This is a genomic window from Herbaspirillum frisingense (assembly GCF_047325095.1).
Classification (GTDB): Bacteria; Pseudomonadota; Gammaproteobacteria; order Burkholderiales; family Burkholderiaceae_D; genus Herbaspirillum; species Herbaspirillum frisingense.
Genome location: NZ_CP168558.1, coordinates 1153836 through 1168103 on the forward strand (window position 1 = coordinate 1153836; position 14268 = coordinate 1168103).

Here is a 14268-nt window from a genome sequence, read left to right on the forward strand (position 1 = left end):
TAGATGGCCCGCGCCGCGCAGCAACCCGCAACGGAAAACCTATGACTACCCCTTCCAGCAATACTCCGGCCGCTGCCAGCAAGCTGCAGGCCGATGCCATTCCGTCCGCCGCGCAGACCGCGCGCTGGATGTTCGATCCGAAGATCGTCAAGCCGGCCCTGGCCGATGCCGTACGCAAGCTGTCGCCACGCGTGCAGTGGCGCAATCCGGTGATGTTCGTGGTCTATCTCGGTAGCATCCTGACCACGCTGCTGTTCATCCAGGCGCTGGTCGGCAAGGGTGAGGCGCCGGCCGGTTTCATCGGTGCCGTAGCCGCCTGGCTGTGGTTCACGGTCCTCTTCGCCAACTTCGCCGAGGCCCTGGCCGAGGGCCGCAGCAAGGCCCAGGCCGCGGCCCTGCGCGGGGTCAAGAAGAGCGTGACGGCCAAGAAGCTACGCAATGCGGCCTCGGTGGCAGGCGCTGCGAACGCCGCCCGCCAGTGTGAAGTGGTGGAAGGCGACAGCCTGCGCAAGGGCGACCTGATCCTCATCGAAGCCGGCGATACCGTGCCGGCCGACGGTGACGTCATCGAGGGCGTGGCCACCGTGGACGAGAGCGCCATCACCGGCGAATCGGCACCGGTGATCCGCGAATCCGGCGGTGATTTTTCGGCTGTCACCGGCGGTACGCGCGTGCTGTCGGACTGGATCGTGGTGCGGGTCTCGGTCAATCCGGGCGAAGCTTTCCTGGACCGCATGATTGCCATGGTGGAAGGCGCCAGCCGCAAGAAGACCCCCAATGAACTGGCCCTCACGCTCTTGCTGGTGGCGCTGACGCTGGTGTTCCTGCTGGTGACGGTGACCCTGCTGCCGTTCTCGATCTTTTCCGTGACCGCCGCCGGTGCCGGTGCGCCGGTGTCGGTCACGGCCCTGGTGGCGCTGCTGGTGTGCCTGATCCCGACCACCATCGGGGGCCTGCTCTCGGCCATCGGTGTGGCCGGCATGAGCCGCATGATGCAGGCCAATGTGATCGCCACCTCCGGCCGTGCCGTGGAAGCCGCCGGTGACGTCGACGTGCTGCTGCTGGACAAGACCGGCACCATCACCCTCGGCAACCGCCAGGCCGCCGCCTTCATGCCGGCACCGGGCGTGGCCGAGCGCGAACTGGCCGATGTCGCCCAGCTGGCTTCGCTGGCCGATGAAACGCCGGAAGGCCGCAGCATCGTGGTGCTGGCCAAGAACCGCTTCAATCTGCGCGAACGCGAAATGGCCGGCCTGGGCGCGGAATTCATCCCGTTCTCGGCGCAGACCCGGGTCTCCGGCATCGACCTCGGCAGCCGTCGCATTCGCAAGGGTGCTGCCGATGCCATCCGCAAGCTGGTGCGCTCGGCCGACCAGCGGCTGCCGGCGCAGGTGGAGAGCGACGTGGAAGCCATCGCCCGTCGTGGCGGTACGCCGCTGGTGGTCATCGAATGGCACGCCGAGGCGGCCGTGGTCAACCAGGGTGCGCCGATCCGCATCCTCGGCACGGTGGAGTTGAAGGACATCGTCAAGGGCGGCATCAAGGAACGCTTCGGCGAACTGCGCCGCATGGGCATCAAGACCATCATGATCACCGGCGACAACCGCCTGACCGCTGCTGCCATCGCTGCCGAAGCGGGTGTCGACGACTTCCTGGCCGAGGCCACGCCGGAGCAGAAGCTGGCGCTGATCCGCCAGCACCAGGCCGAAGGCAAGCTGGTGGCGATGACCGGCGACGGCACCAACGACGCCCCGGCGCTGGCCCAGGCCGATGTCGCCGTGGCCATGAACAGTGGCACCCAGGCGGCCAAGGAAGCCGGCAACATGGTCGATCTGGACTCCAATCCGACCAAGCTGATCGAGATCGTCGAGATCGGCAAGCAGATGCTGATGACGCGCGGCAGCCTGACCACCTTCAGCATTGCCAATGACGTGGCCAAGTATTTCGCCATCATTCCCGCCATGTTCGTGGCGACCTATCCGCAGCTGGGCGCGCTGAACGTGATGCATCTGGCCAGCCCCGACTCGGCCATCATGTCGGCAGTGATCTTCAATGCGCTGGTGATCGTCGGCCTGATCCCGTTGGCCCTGCGTGGAGTGCGTTATCGCGCCCTGGGCGCGGCCGTGCTGCTGCGTCGCAACCTGCTGATCTATGGTCTGGGTGGTCTGTTGGTGCCGTTCGTGGGCATCAAGCTGATCGATATGCTGCTGGCCGTGTTCGGCCTGGTATGAACTTGTCTCCTAGCTCCAAGGGAAGCCTCATGAAAACCTCTACTCCTCATCCTTTGCGTCCGGCCATCACGCTGTTCATCCTGCTGGGCGTGCTGCTGGGCGGCCTCTACCCGCTGCTGGTGACCGGCCTGGCGCAGGCCTTCTTCCCGCAGCAGGCCAATGGCAGCCTGATCGAACGCCAGGGACAGCCGGTCGGCTCCGAACTGATCGGCCAGAACTTCAGCAGCCCGGCCTATTTCTGGGGCCGCCCCTCGGCCTCGGGCACCTTCCCCAACAATGGTATGGCCTCCGGTGGCAGCAACCTGGGCCCGACCAATCCGGCCCTGAAGCAGGCCGCCGAAGACCGTGCCAAGGCCCTGCAGGAAGCCGATCCCGGTAACACCGGCGCCATCCCCATCGACCTGCTGACGGCCTCGGCCAGCGGCCTGGACCCGCACATCAGCCCGGCCGCTGCCGACTACCAGGCCGCACGCGTGGCCCGTGCGCGTGGCGTGAGCGTAGAGCAGGTGCGGGCGCTGATCCGTGGCAATAGCGAGACCCCGCAATGGGGGCTGTTCGGTGAACCACGCGTCAATGTGCTCAAGCTGAACCTGGCACTGGATGTGGCAGCACCATTGCGCGCGCAGGCCGATCCCAAGTAAGTCAGACGTCCGCGCAAGCCAGGCCGGGGGCACGCGTTTGCCGTGCCCCCGGCCTTTTGCCACTACAATGCCAGCAACCCGAATACCCGCCATGGACCAACGCCCCGACCCCGACGACCTGCTGGAACGCGTGATGCGCGACGAAGAGCGCCAGGCACGCGGCCGCCTGAAGATCTTCTTCGGATTCTCGGCCGGTGTCGGCAAGACCTTTGCCATGCTGGAAGCCGCCCAGGCGCTGGCTGGCCAGGACGTGGACGTGATCGCCGGCGTGGTCGAAACCCATGGCCGTGCCGAGACCGAGGCGCAACTGGCCGGCATTGCACGCCTGCCCATGCGCATGGTGGCCTACCGCAATCGCCAGTTGCCCGAGTTCGACCTGGATGCCGCGCTGGAACGCCGGCCCGGCGTGATTCTGGTGGACGAACTGGCGCACTCCAATGTCCCGGGTTCGCGCCATGCCAAGCGCTGGCAGGACATCGATGAACTGCTGCGCGCCGGCATCGATGTCTACACCACCCTCAATGTGCAGCACATCGAAAGCCTCAACGACGTGGTGGGTCAGATCACCGGCATCCGCGTCTTCGAGACCGTGCCCGACCATGTCTTCGACGAAGCCGACGACGTCAAGCTGGTCGATATCCCGCCCGACGAACTGCTGGCGCGGCTGCAGCAGGGCAAGGTCTATCTGCCGCAACAGGCGGAGAAGGCCGGCCGCAACTTCTTCCGCAAGGGCAATCTCATCGCGCTGCGCGAGATCGCCCTGCGCCGCACCGCTGACCGTGTCGATGCCGACATGCGCCAGTACCGCGCCGACCGCTCCATCGCCCAGCTGTGGCAGGCGCGTGAGCGCATCGTGGTGGCCATCGGCAGCGGCGTCGGTGAGGAACGCCTGATCCGTGAAGGCGCCCGGCTGGCCGCCAAGCTGCAGGCCGAATGGCTGGCGGTACACGTGGATCTGCCGCGCCAGCGCCAGGCCATGGCCAGCCGTGAGCGGGTGGTGGCCTATCTGAAACTGGCGCAATCGCTGGGTGCGGAAACGGCCAGCATCAGTGGTGAGGAGCTGGCCGCCGCACTGCTGCAGTTCGCCCGCAGCCGCAACGCCGGCAAGCTGGTGATCGGCCAGCAGAGCCGCGGTCTGCGTCAGCTCCTGCAGTGGCCGCGTGGCTCGCTGGCGCAACGTATCGCCGCGGCCGGTGGCGAGATCGATCTCTACACCATCGCCCGCAGCCGCACGCGCGAGCAGCCCGAGCAGCGTTCCACCGACAGCGCCGCCAGCGCGGCGGAGGCCTTGCTTACGCGCCGGCGTCGCACGCGTGGCACCCTGTGGGCCGTGGCCAGCTGCGCAGCCACCACGACGCTGGCCTTCCTCTTGGACGGCAAGCTGCATCCGGCCAACGTCATCATGCTCTACCTGGTGGGCGTGATGCTGGTGGCGATGCGCCATGGGCGGGCAGCGTCGGCGCTGGTGTCGGTGCTGTCGGTGATCTCCTTCGATTTCTTCTTCGTCGATCCGCGTTTTTCGATCACGGTGTCCGACGCCCAGTACCTGCTGACCCTGGCGGTGATGCTGGCAGTGTCGCTGTTCATCAGTTCGCTCACGGCACGCCTGCGGCGCCAGGCCAGTGTGGCCATGCAGCGCGAGGCGCGGGCTGCCAATCTCTACATGCTGGGCAAGGAACTGTCGGCCCTGCTCACGCTGGACCAGATACTGGAAATCGGCCGCCGTCACCTGGCCGCCGTGTTCGGGGCGCGCATCGCCTTCTTCTTGCCGGACAGTGCCGACCAGTTGCGCTTGACCGCGCCGGAGCAGGACGGCAGCGGCGCGCATGTGTTGCACAGCGTGGATGCGGGGGTGGCGCAGTGGGTCTATGACAATGGACAGGCGGCCGGCAAGGGCACGGCCACCTTGCCCTCGGCCGCAGCCCTGTACCTGCCGCTGACGGCCACCATGCGGACCCGTGGCGTACTGGCTTTTGCCATCGATGCCGCCAGCGAGGAAGAGGGCCAGTTGGCGGCCGCCCAGCTGGCGCTGCCCGAGAATCGGCAGATGCTGGAAATCTTCTGTTCCCAGATCGCCATGGCCATCGAACGCCTGCACTACGCCGAGGTGGCCCAGGATGCGCTGGTGACGATGGAATCGGAACGCCTGCGCAATTCGCTGCTGTCGGCCATCTCGCACGACCTGCGCACGCCGTTGACTTCGCTGGTGGGCAGTGCCGACGTCCTGGCCGCCAATGCCCGTCTGGACGACGACGCCCGCGCCATGGCCCGCACCATCAGCGAGCAGTCGCAGAAGATGGTCGGGCTGATGAACAACCTGCTGGACATGGCGCGGCTGCAGGCTGGCGTGGTCACGCTGAACCGGCAATGGAATGCCCTGGAAGAATTGACCGGCTCGGCGCTGCGTCTGCTGGCCAAGGCGCTGGAAGGACGACAGGTCGAGACCCGCATCGCTGCCGACCTGCCCTTGTTGCGGGTGGACGCGGTCTTGCTGGAGCGGGTACTGGCCAACCTGGTGGAGAACGCCATCAAGTACTCACCCGCCGGCAGTCCCATCACCATCGCGGCCCATGTCGAGCAGAGCGATGGCAGCCGCCAGCTCAAGGTCAGCGTGAGCGATCAGGGGCGCGGCTTCCCGCCGGCCATGACGCAGCACGCCTTCGAGAAATTCACCCGTGGCGACAACGAGTCCAGCACCCCCGGCGTGGGCCTGGGACTGGCGATCTGTCGCGCCATCATCGAGGCGCACCAGGGCCGAATCTGGATCGCCCCGCAGGAAGCCGGGCAGGGGGCTACCGTCTGCTTTACCCTGCCGGTGGAAACGCAGCCGGCCCCGCCCGAGGAATGAGGAACACCATGCAAGAACACGCAGGCAATATCGTCTTCATCGAAGATGACCCGCACATCCGAAAACTGGTCAAGGGCGCGCTGGAACAGGAAGGCTTCATCGTCCACGAAGCCCGTACCGCCCGCGAAGGTATCACCGAGGCCGGGACCCGCAAGCCCGACCTGATCATCGTCGATCTTGGCCTGCCCGATGGCGACGGCAAGCAGGTGGTCAGCGAAATCCGCAACTGGAGCAGCGTGCCCATCGTGATTCTCTCGGCCCGCACCCAGGAGTCCGAAAAGGTGGAGGCACTCGACGCCGGGGCCGACGATTATCTGGTCAAGCCCTTCGGCATGCCTGAGTTGCTGGCCCGCATGCGCGCGCAATTGCGTCGCCATGCGCGTGCTTCCGCCACGGGACAGGCCAGCGGTCGCTACCGCATGGGGGAGGTGGCGGTGGACTTGCCGGCGCGCAGCGTCACGCGCAATGGTGAGCCATTGCATCTGACGCAGATCGAATATCGCCTGCTGGCCACGCTGCTGCGCGATGCCGGGCGCGTCATCACGCACCGCCAATTGCTGGTGGCCGGCTGGGGACCGTCGCACGTGGAAGATGGACATTACCTGCGCATCTACATGCAGCGCCTGCGCCAGAAGCTGGAGCGCGATGCCGCCCAGCCGGTGCACATCCTCACCGAGATCGGCGTGGGCTATCGGCTGGCCGATGTGGTGGCCGAATAGTCGTTGCGGCCAGCGCGATCAAGGCCAGTTCAGCAAGGGCAGCGCCAGCACCACCATGGCGATGCAGCCGAGATTGAGCAGCATGCGCTGGCGCTTGAGCACGAAGGACAGCAGCCAGGCCCCCGCCACGAAGACGATGAAGTTGGACAGATACTGCTTGGCCGCTGCGGCCACCGGCAGCTCCGGTGCATCGGCCAGGCCCGAGAATTTCCAGGCGCAGGCCAGCGCCGCCAGCACGGCGCAGTTGAAGTAGGTATTGACGGTGGGAAAGCTCTCTTCCTGATGCGCGGAAATCTCCACGCTCTGGCATTGCCCGTCGCGATACACCGCATCCAGCCAGTGGCGCTCGCCACGCCAGCGTTGCAGGGTGCTGCCGTCATCCTGTTCCACTTGCGCATGCGGCTTGCCCAGCCGGGCGAACAGGAAGTCAGGCGCGGTAGCGCGCCAGTCGCTGGTCTGCGCAGCACGAAACCCCTGTTCCAGCTGCCTCGCCTTGCGGCGTCGCCCCAGTTGCTTCAGGGCCAGTGAATTGAACAGGTAGATCCATTGCAGGATGGTGGCGTAATCGGCTTGCATGAGCAGTCTGATGAAAAGAGTAGCGGCGGGGATGCGGCATCTTGCCGTCAGCCCCGCCGCTTGTCCAGTCCATCGCACGCTCAGGGACGGGAAGTGAACCTAAAGGTCCCCCCATAGGTCGATCTGGCGCCGGATTTCGCCGCTGCGCGCATCGCAGATGAACATCACTTCGCGCAGGTCCTTGCGGACCACGTAGCGGAAATATTCGCGATCGCTGCGTGCCACGAAATCCTCGCTTTCTATCTTCCCCGCCATTACCTGGCCGATCTGGCGACGACAGTCCTCGCGGTGCTGCAGGGCCTGCGGCGAGGGGCCGTAGTCGTCTTCAGCGCGATAGGGCGACACCGCCTGGCTCAGTGGTGCCATGCCGGCGCATATCAGGAAGATCAGCAGCGCCACCAGCATGCAGCGGTAGCGCCGCCGCTGCGCGGTACGCAGGAACAGGTGGCGCGGTGAGAGCGGATGGAGGCGGTCCTCGCCCCGTTTCCAGTGCAGACGGCTACGCATGATGGATATCCTCCTTGCGCGTGGGATGGGGATCAGAAGCTCTTGTTGAGCGACGCGATCCACTGGTTGCGGCCGATGTTCTTGCCGCGCAGGGTGTAGCCGGCGTCGGGCGCGTTGCTGCCGGTATAGGCCAGGCCCAGCACATAGCCGGAGAAGTCGCGGCTCATGCCCAGCTTCCAGTCGGTGTAGGACAGGTTGGCGGCATTGGGGCCGGTGTAGTGCTGGCGGCCGATATGGGCCAGCCCGGTGATGCCGGCGAAGAGCTCATGCGTGAGCGACAGGTCGGCGTAGCTGCTGCCGCGGGTGTCGGCATTGCCGAAGGTGTTGCCGGTGCTGTACGAATACTTGAAGGCGATCCATCTGGCATCCAGTCCGAGGTAGAGCTCGGTGGTGTCGGGGTGGGTCATGCCATCGGGATAGCTGCCCGGATAGGCATAGTGCAGCACGCCGATGTCGCCGTTGAGCCAGTCGCTCAGGACCGACTTCCAACCGCCATAGATATCCGCTTCCAGGCTGGCCGAGGCGGCCGGGTTCGTATCCGAAATCCAGCTGATGTTGGACAGCCATACGCCGGCGTAGAGACCGTTGTCATGCGTGAGATCGAAGCCGCCCTGCAGGGCAGGCTTCTGGTTGGTCTGCGTGGTGCCACGGAAGACGTACTGGCTGACCACGCCGATGTTGCCTGTCAGGTGCAGGGCGGAAGTATCGGCCACAGGTGTGGCATTGGCATTTTCTTCAGCCTGCGCCGGGGTCACGACGGCGATGGCCAGCAGCACGCTGGCGGCCAGGGTCGCCAATCCGGCCACGCCGGCCAGTTGGGCGCGACGCAGGCGGCGCTGGCCCAGCGGGACCAATTCCGGTTGGGGTTGTTGATGTTGTTCCTGGTGACGGCGAATCATGCTGGGTGCTCCACGGGTTGAGGAGCACGCAGCTTAGGTGGGTGGGCGTTTAATCCGGATAAAACTTTGCGTGGGCATCGTAAACGTCAGATAAATGCCGCCTGCTGCGCTCGCTCGTCAGTAGGCTCCGGCATGCCAGCGCGGCACCCGTTTCTCCAGAAACGCATCGATCCCTTCCATCGCCTCCGCATCCATGATGTTGCAGGCCATGACCTCGGCCGCATGGGTGTAGGCGTCCGGCAGGGCCATCATCTGCTGTCGGTACAGCATGGCCTTGCCGCGCCGGATCGAGATGGCGGGCTTGCTGCAAATCTCGTGCGCCAGCGCCAGCGTGGCGGCGTCCAGTCCGGTATCGGGGACGGCCTGGTTGATCAAGCCCCACTGGGCCGCGGTGGTGGCATCGATGAACTTGCCGGTGACCAGCATTTCGAAAGCGCGCTTGATGGGCAGGTTGCGCGTCAGCGCGACCGCCGGGGTGGAACAGAACAAGCCGACATTGATGCCCGATACCGCGAAGCGGGCGCTCTCGGCCGCGACCGCCAGGTCGCAGCTGGCCACCAGCTGGCAACCGGCAGCAGTGGCCAGGCCTTGCACCTTGGCGATAACCGGCACGGGGAGTGCGCGCAGCGATTGCATCAGCCGGCTGCAACGGTCGAACAGCTGTTGGTAGTAGGCCTGCTGGGGCGTGGCCCGCATTTCGCGCAGGTCATGGCCGGCACAGAAGGCGCGGCCCTGCGCGGCCAGGATCACGCAGCGCACGTTCTCGTCCCGTGCGAGCTGATCCAGTTGTCCCTGCAGCGCATCGAGCATCGCTTCCGAAAGGGCGTTGAATTGCTGTGGGCGGTTCAGAGTGAGGGTGGTGATGCCATCCTGGTCCTGCCGCAGCAGGATAGATTCGTGAGCTGTCATACATGGGTCTCCTTGAGTATTGTTGTGGGATGGTAGCGCGTCATCGAAGGGATGGTCGGCCGCGTGTGTCATCCAGTGGCGGGGCGCTCCTGTTATCTGGGAATTACTATGCCGGGACTGAAAAATAGTCATGAAAAATACAGACTTTCGCTGGAATCACCCTTTAGCCGAGGACATTGCCGGCCGTAAACGAGAATGGGGGAGTGAACGTCGCGCCGGGGTCCCGGCAGCGGGTGGCGTGGGCATTCGGCTTTCCCGATCACCTTACAAACGCAGTGCAACCACGGCCACCTCTTTCCGCTCATGAACAATCTCTCCCTGAAGAAAAAACTCTGGCTTCCGCTGGTGTTCTCCTGGATCGCCCTGCTGGTGCTTTCGATCTGGCATGCCTACCAGACCCGCGACCTGCAGATTGCCGAACGGCAACGCGGTCTGGAAGACGTCACCGAGATGGCCTATACCACCATCGCCGGCTACGCCAAGCTGGAAGCCGACGGCAAGCTGTCCCGCGAAGAGGCACAAAAGGGCGCCATCGCACGCGTGCGCGACCAGCGCTATACCGGTGATGGCTACGCCACCATCGTGGCCGCCGATTCGGTCATCGTGATGCACCCGATCAATGGCAAGCTCGATGGCCGCAACATGATCGATTTCAAGGATGCCAAGGGCAATGCGCTCTACAAGATGATTGCGGCGACCGGCTCCTCGGCCGATGGCAAGGGCTACCTGGAATACTGGTGGCCGCGGCCGGGCAGTGACAAGCCCAGTCCCAAGCTGGGCTTCGTCAAGCGTTTCAAGCCGTGGAATTGGGACCTGATCTGTAGCGTGTATTCCGACGACATCGAGGCCGATTTCCGTCGTGCCCTGATCCAGGCGGTGGTGGTGCTGGTGGTGCTGGGTGTGATCCTGTCGCTGATCGCGGGCCTGGTCTCGCGCAACATCTTCCGCTCCATCGGCGGCGAACCCAGCGAGGCGGCGGAGATGGCGCGCAAGATCGCCGCCGGTGACCTCACCGGCACCATCCGTACCATGGGTGGTGACGACCGCAGCCTGGTGGCGGCCGTGGCCTACACGCGCGACCGTCTGGTCGATACCGTGCACGGCATCAAGGGCGCGACCGAGTCCATCAAGACTTCGGTCGATGAGATCGCCAACGGCAACATGGACCTGTCCAACCGCACAGAGCAGCAGGCCGGTTCACTGGAAGAAACCGCCTCGGCCATGGAAGAGCTGACCTCCACCGTCAAGCAGAATGCAGCCAATGCCCAGCACGCCAACGAACTGGCGTCCGGTGCGGCCAAGGTGGCGATCCAGGGTGGCGAGGTGGTGGGGCAGGTGGTGCAGACCATGGCCTCCATCAATGAGTCGTCGCGCAAGATCGTGGACATCATCAGTGTGATCGATGGCATCGCCTTCCAGACCAATATCCTGGCGCTGAACGCCGCCGTGGAAGCGGCCCGTGCCGGCGAGCAGGGACGTGGCTTTGCAGTGGTGGCTTCCGAGGTGCGTTCGCTGGCGCAACGCTCGGCGGCGGCAGCCAAGGAAATCAAGCAACTGATCGATGACTCGGTGGGCAAGGTCGACGCCGGGACGCATCTGGTGCAGCAGGCCGGGCAGACCATGCAACAAGTGGTGTCCAGCATCCAGGGCGTCTCGACTGTGGTGCATGAGATCGCAACCGCCAGCCATGAGCAGAGCTCCGGCATCGAACAGGTGGGCGAGGCCATCACCCAGATGGATGAGACCACCCAGCAGAACGCGGCCCTGGTGGAACAGGCCGCCGCTGCGGCGCAGTCCCTGCAGGAGCAGGCCGACAAGCTGGTGGGACTGGTGGGCGTGTTCACGCTGGATCGCCAGGCCGGTGCGGTGGCGGCGTCCCGTTCCTCTTCGCTGGTGGTCAAGTGCTGAGGAAATCCGTGGTGGCCTGCTGCGGCACCGCAGGCCTTGCGATCAAACCGGGGTGGCTCAGTTCGAAGTGGTGCATGCTGCGCCAATTTGGTTTGTTCGAATAATTAATCTGTAAATCATGAAATGGCAGCAGGAAATGCTGTCAACGCTGTTTCTCCAGATCAAATACGGCAGCACTTTTTGCCGTCTGTTCTCTACCATGAAGGCCGTTTGGATGCGCTGCAACATGCATCCGGCGGCCTTTTTTCATGGGCCGTCGGGCAGGGTGGCGCTCCTGTTGCCTACCTGGAGTCCGAGATGTCCACCGCCATTGCCAGCCCCCATGCCACCCGATCCGCAGCTGCCCGGCAACCGGCCATGAGCCGCCTGTTCCTGGTCTGCGTGGTACTGGCGATCTGCATCTGGGGCGGTAACTGGCCGGTGATGAAGTTCGGCAGCCAGTTCATTCCGCCGCTGTGGTTTGCGGCCAGCCGTTTCCTGTCGGCGGCGCTGCTCAGCTTCGCAATTGCTGCCGTCATTGGCAAGCTGCGCCTGCCCACTCGCCAGGAGTGGCCGGTGGTGATCGGGGTGGGGGTGCTGCAGATGGGCTTGTTCACGGCACTGGTGACCGGCGCCTTGCATTTCGTCATGCCGGGCCGTGCTTCGCTGATCGCCTATGCCACCTCGATCTGGGTGGTGCCGGGCGCCGCGCTGGTATTGAAGCACAAACTGAACGGCCGGCAATCGCTGGCCACCGTCTGCAGCTATGTGGGGATTGCCGTGATCGTGCTGCCGGCGCTGCTGCATGCGGACCTGCACAGCATGATCGGCTACCTGATGCTGGGCGCGGCCTCGCTGTCGTGGGCCATGAACATCCTGCAGATCAAGCTGACCCCGGGCGTGAAGCTGGACTTCGACCTGCTGCCCTGGCAGACGCTGGTGGCGGCCGTGCCGCTGTGCGTGTTGGCGACGCTGGTCGATGGTGCACCGACCTTCCTGGCCGACCCGCACTCCTGGGGCGTGATCGCCTATACCGGTCCGCTGGCCACCGCGCTGACCTTCCTGATCGTATTGCAGATGACCCAGCGCCTGTCGCCGGTGACGGTGTCGGTGTGCATGCTGGGCGTGCCGGTGGTGGGCCTGACGCTGTCGTCGCTGATCTTCGGGGAGCGTCTCTCCCCCGATCTGTTGCTGGGCATGGGCCTGCTGTGCCTGGGCCTGTTGCTGCCGGCGCTGCCCGCCATGGGTTGGCGCCGCCTGGCCATCAAGGGCTGAACCCACGGCTGAAGCTCGACTTCAGCGGTCGGCGAGATAACGCGCGATGCGCTCGCCGAGCAGTTCGCGCAGCGCCCGCACCGTCGGTGACAGGCTCATGCGATGGGTACACACCAGATCCAGTGGCGAGGGTTCGCCCAGATAATCTTCCATCACCGCTTCCAGCTTGCCGCTGCGCAGGTCGGCCAGCACGTCCAGGCGCGACTTGTAGGCCAGGCCGCGGCCATCGACTGCCCAGCGGTGGACCAGCTCGCCATCGTCGCAGACGCGGTCGCCGCTGACCTGCACCTGGATTGGTGTGCCGTCCTTGAAGAAGGTCCACTGCGAATGCAGCATGTCCGACAGCAGGTAGCGCAGGCAATTGTGCTGGCGCAGGTCAGCTGGTGTGCGCGGGCGTCCATGGCGTGCCAGATAGTCGGGCGAGGCGCACAGCACGCGCCGGTTTTCTGGGGCCAGCGGCAGGGCGACCAGGCTGGAATCGTCGGGCGGACTGTAGCGGATGGCCACCTCCACCGGTTGCCGGAACATGTCGGCCACGCGGTCGCTGATGCGTACCTGCAGGCTGACCGCCGGATGCTGGGCCTGGAATTCGTCGAGCCAGCGGCACATCAGGTTGCGGCCAAAATCGGAGGGCACCGACAGCGAGAGATTGCCACCCACCATGCGCCGGCCATGGGCCACCGCATCGCGCCCGGCATTGACTTCGGCCAGGGCATTGCGGGCGTATTGCAGGTAGCGTTCGCCATCGGGGGTGAGGCGCAGGCTGCGCGTGGAGCGGGCCAGCAGACGGGCGCCCAGTTCGGCTTCCAGCCGCTTCATGGCGGCGCTGGCCACAGCAGGCGTGACGTCATGCTGGCGGGCAGCAGCGGAGAGGCTGCCATTGTCGGCAGCGCAGACGAAGATGGCGAGGTCGTCCAGGCGGATCATGGGTGGGCGTCGAGGCAGAGGTGAGATCAGGCGGCTATTTTACTTTCAATTTTTTTTTGAAAATGTTTTTGCCGCGCCGTACTTTTTTGAAAGTGCGTCCTGCCGGAAGATGTCATGCAAGCAGCCGTCCCACAGGCATGCCTCCGCATTCTTCAACACCATCGCCAACCCGTTCACAAGGAAATCCCATGAGCCTGCTCCACGCCGCCCGCAAGCGCCATTCCACCAAGGCCTTCGATCCCAGCCGCAAGATCCCCGAGACCATCATCGCCGAACTGCGCGAACTGCTGCGCCTGGCACCGTCATCGGTGAACTCCCAGCCTTGGCATTTCGTATTGGCGTCGACCGATGCGGCCAAGGCGCGTATCGGCAAGGCGGCCGAGGCCGGCTATCCGTACAACCTGCCCAAGATCCTCAATGCCTCCCACGTGCTGGTGTTGTGCGCCCGCACCGCCATCAGTGAGACGCACCTGGAGGCCTTGCTGGAGAAGGAACAGGCCGATGGCCGTTTCGTCAATGACGAGGCGCGCGCCGGCCAGCGCGGCTCGCGCCTGTCGTACAGCAATCTGCATCGCTATGAATTGAAGGATGCCCAGCACTGGATGGAGAAGCAGGTCTATCTCGCCCTGGGCACGCTGCTGCTGGGCGCGGCCGAACTGGAAGTGGATGCGGTGCCGATGGAAGGCTTCAATGCCAAGGTGCTGGACGAGGAACTCGGCCTGCACGCGCAGGGCTTCACCAGCGTGGTCCTGGTCGGGCTGGGCTATAGCGGTGCCGAAGATTTCAACGCCAAGCTGCCGAAGTCGCGCCTGGCAGCGGAGACGGTTTTCACTGAACTCTGATTTGCGT

The 14268-nt window shown here is 65.0% G+C and carries 12 protein-coding genes; 7 read left to right on the forward strand and 5 right to left on the reverse strand.

Translation table 11 applies throughout. The features are described 5' to 3' along the window. Window positions 1-41: 41 nt before the first annotated feature. The 4 genes from kdpB to ACEOAC_RS05370 all read left to right on the forward strand — a co-directional run bounded on the left by kdpB (window position 42) and on the right by ACEOAC_RS05370 (window position 6439). Window positions 42-2231, forward strand: a complete 2190-nt coding sequence (gene kdpB / locus ACEOAC_RS05355; RefSeq protein WP_413444869.1) for a potassium-transporting ATPase subunit KdpB — start codon at window positions 42-44, stop codon at window positions 2229-2231. Window positions 2232-2260: 29 nt separating this feature from the next. After that, complete coding sequence (kdpC, locus tag ACEOAC_RS05360) at window positions 2261-2872, forward strand: potassium-transporting ATPase subunit KdpC (protein WP_241812216.1); 612 nt, start codon at window positions 2261-2263, stop codon at window positions 2870-2872. A gap of 91 nt (window positions 2873-2963) precedes the next feature. Beyond that, window positions 2964-5720 carry a DUF4118 domain-containing protein gene (locus ACEOAC_RS05365; RefSeq protein ID WP_413628722.1) on the forward strand — a complete coding sequence of 919 codons (2757 nt, stop codon included), beginning with the start codon at window positions 2964-2966 and terminating at the stop codon, window positions 5718-5720. A gap of 8 nt (window positions 5721-5728) precedes the next feature. Then, window positions 5729-6439 (forward strand): response regulator, encoded by a 711-nt coding sequence (locus ACEOAC_RS05370; protein ID WP_077235453.1) that lies wholly within the window; start codon window positions 5729-5731, stop codon window positions 6437-6439. An 18-nt stretch (window positions 6440-6457) separates the two neighbouring features. On the opposite strand, the gene ACEOAC_RS05375 is transcribed toward ACEOAC_RS05370, so the two are convergent. From ACEOAC_RS05375 to ACEOAC_RS05390, 4 genes are all read right to left on the reverse strand, one after another. Continuing rightward, window positions 6458-7015, reverse strand: a complete 558-nt coding sequence (locus tag ACEOAC_RS05375; protein ID WP_413445655.1) for a hypothetical protein — start codon at window positions 7013-7015, stop codon at window positions 6458-6460. 99 nt (window positions 7016-7114) lie between these two features. Further along, on the reverse strand, window positions 7115-7522 hold the full coding sequence (locus tag ACEOAC_RS05380) for a hypothetical protein (RefSeq protein ID WP_413444522.1): 408 nt from the start codon (window positions 7520-7522) through the stop codon (window positions 7115-7117). Window positions 7523-7554: 32 nt separating this feature from the next. After that, window positions 7555-8421 (reverse strand): TorF family putative porin, encoded by an 867-nt coding sequence (locus ACEOAC_RS05385; RefSeq protein WP_413444521.1) that lies wholly within the window; start codon window positions 8419-8421, stop codon window positions 7555-7557. Window positions 8422-8538: 117 nt separating this feature from the next. After that, window positions 8539-9330 (reverse strand): enoyl-CoA hydratase, encoded by a 792-nt coding sequence (locus ACEOAC_RS05390; RefSeq protein WP_413444520.1) that lies wholly within the window; start codon window positions 9328-9330, stop codon window positions 8539-8541. Between the two features lie 303 nt (window positions 9331-9633). Here ACEOAC_RS05390 and ACEOAC_RS05395 point away from each other — a divergent pair, with 303 nt between their 5' ends. Further along, window positions 9634-11238 (forward strand): methyl-accepting chemotaxis protein, encoded by a 1605-nt coding sequence (locus ACEOAC_RS05395; RefSeq protein WP_413444519.1) that lies wholly within the window; start codon window positions 9634-9636, stop codon window positions 11236-11238. A gap of 297 nt (window positions 11239-11535) precedes the next feature. Next, window positions 11536-12492: a DMT family transporter gene (locus ACEOAC_RS05400; protein ID WP_413444518.1), complete on the forward strand. Its 957-nt coding sequence runs from the start codon at window positions 11536-11538 to the stop codon at window positions 12490-12492. A 21-nt stretch (window positions 12493-12513) separates the two neighbouring features. On the opposite strand, the gene ACEOAC_RS05405 is transcribed toward ACEOAC_RS05400, so the two are convergent. Next, entirely contained in the window at window positions 12514-13419 is a 906-nt protein-coding gene (locus ACEOAC_RS05405) for a LysR family transcriptional regulator (protein ID WP_006462057.1), read from the reverse strand. Between the two features lie 188 nt (window positions 13420-13607). Here ACEOAC_RS05405 and nfsB point away from each other — a divergent pair, with 188 nt between their 5' ends. Continuing rightward, window positions 13608-14261, forward strand: coding sequence for an oxygen-insensitive NAD(P)H nitroreductase (gene nfsB / locus ACEOAC_RS05410; protein WP_413444517.1), 654 nt, complete (start codon window positions 13608-13610; stop codon window positions 14259-14261). Window positions 14262-14268: the final 7 nt, after the last annotated feature.

Coding starts and splice junctions, on each gene's coding strand:
- ACEOAC_RS05390 (WP_413444520.1), bottom strand. CDS start 9,330: ATGACAGCTCACGAATCTATCCTGCTGCGGCAGGACCAGGATGGCATC.
- ACEOAC_RS05375 (WP_413445655.1), bottom strand. CDS start 7,015: ATGCAAGCCGATTACGCCACCATCCTGCAATGGATCTACCTGTTCAAT.
- ACEOAC_RS05380 (WP_413444522.1), bottom strand. CDS start 7,522: ATGCGTAGCCGTCTGCACTGGAAACGGGGCGAGGACCGCCTCCATCCG.
- ACEOAC_RS05370 (WP_077235453.1), top strand. CDS start 5,729: ATGCAAGAACACGCAGGCAATATCGTCTTCATCGAAGATGACCCGCAC.
- ACEOAC_RS05395 (WP_413444519.1), top strand. CDS start 9,634: ATGAACAATCTCTCCCTGAAGAAAAAACTCTGGCTTCCGCTGGTGTTC.
- ACEOAC_RS05400 (WP_413444518.1), top strand. CDS start 11,536: ATGTCCACCGCCATTGCCAGCCCCCATGCCACCCGATCCGCAGCTGCC.
- ACEOAC_RS05365 (WP_413628722.1), top strand. CDS start 2,964: ATGGACCAACGCCCCGACCCCGACGACCTGCTGGAACGCGTGATGCGC.
- nfsB (WP_413444517.1), top strand. CDS start 13,608: ATGAGCCTGCTCCACGCCGCCCGCAAGCGCCATTCCACCAAGGCCTTC.
- kdpC (WP_241812216.1), top strand. CDS start 2,261: ATGAAAACCTCTACTCCTCATCCTTTGCGTCCGGCCATCACGCTGTTC.
- kdpB (WP_413444869.1), top strand. CDS start 42: ATGACTACCCCTTCCAGCAATACTCCGGCCGCTGCCAGCAAGCTGCAG.
- ACEOAC_RS05405 (WP_006462057.1), bottom strand. CDS start 13,419: ATGATCCGCCTGGACGACCTCGCCATCTTCGTCTGCGCTGCCGACAAT.
- ACEOAC_RS05385 (WP_413444521.1), bottom strand. CDS start 8,421: ATGATTCGCCGTCACCAGGAACAACATCAACAACCCCAACCGGAATTG.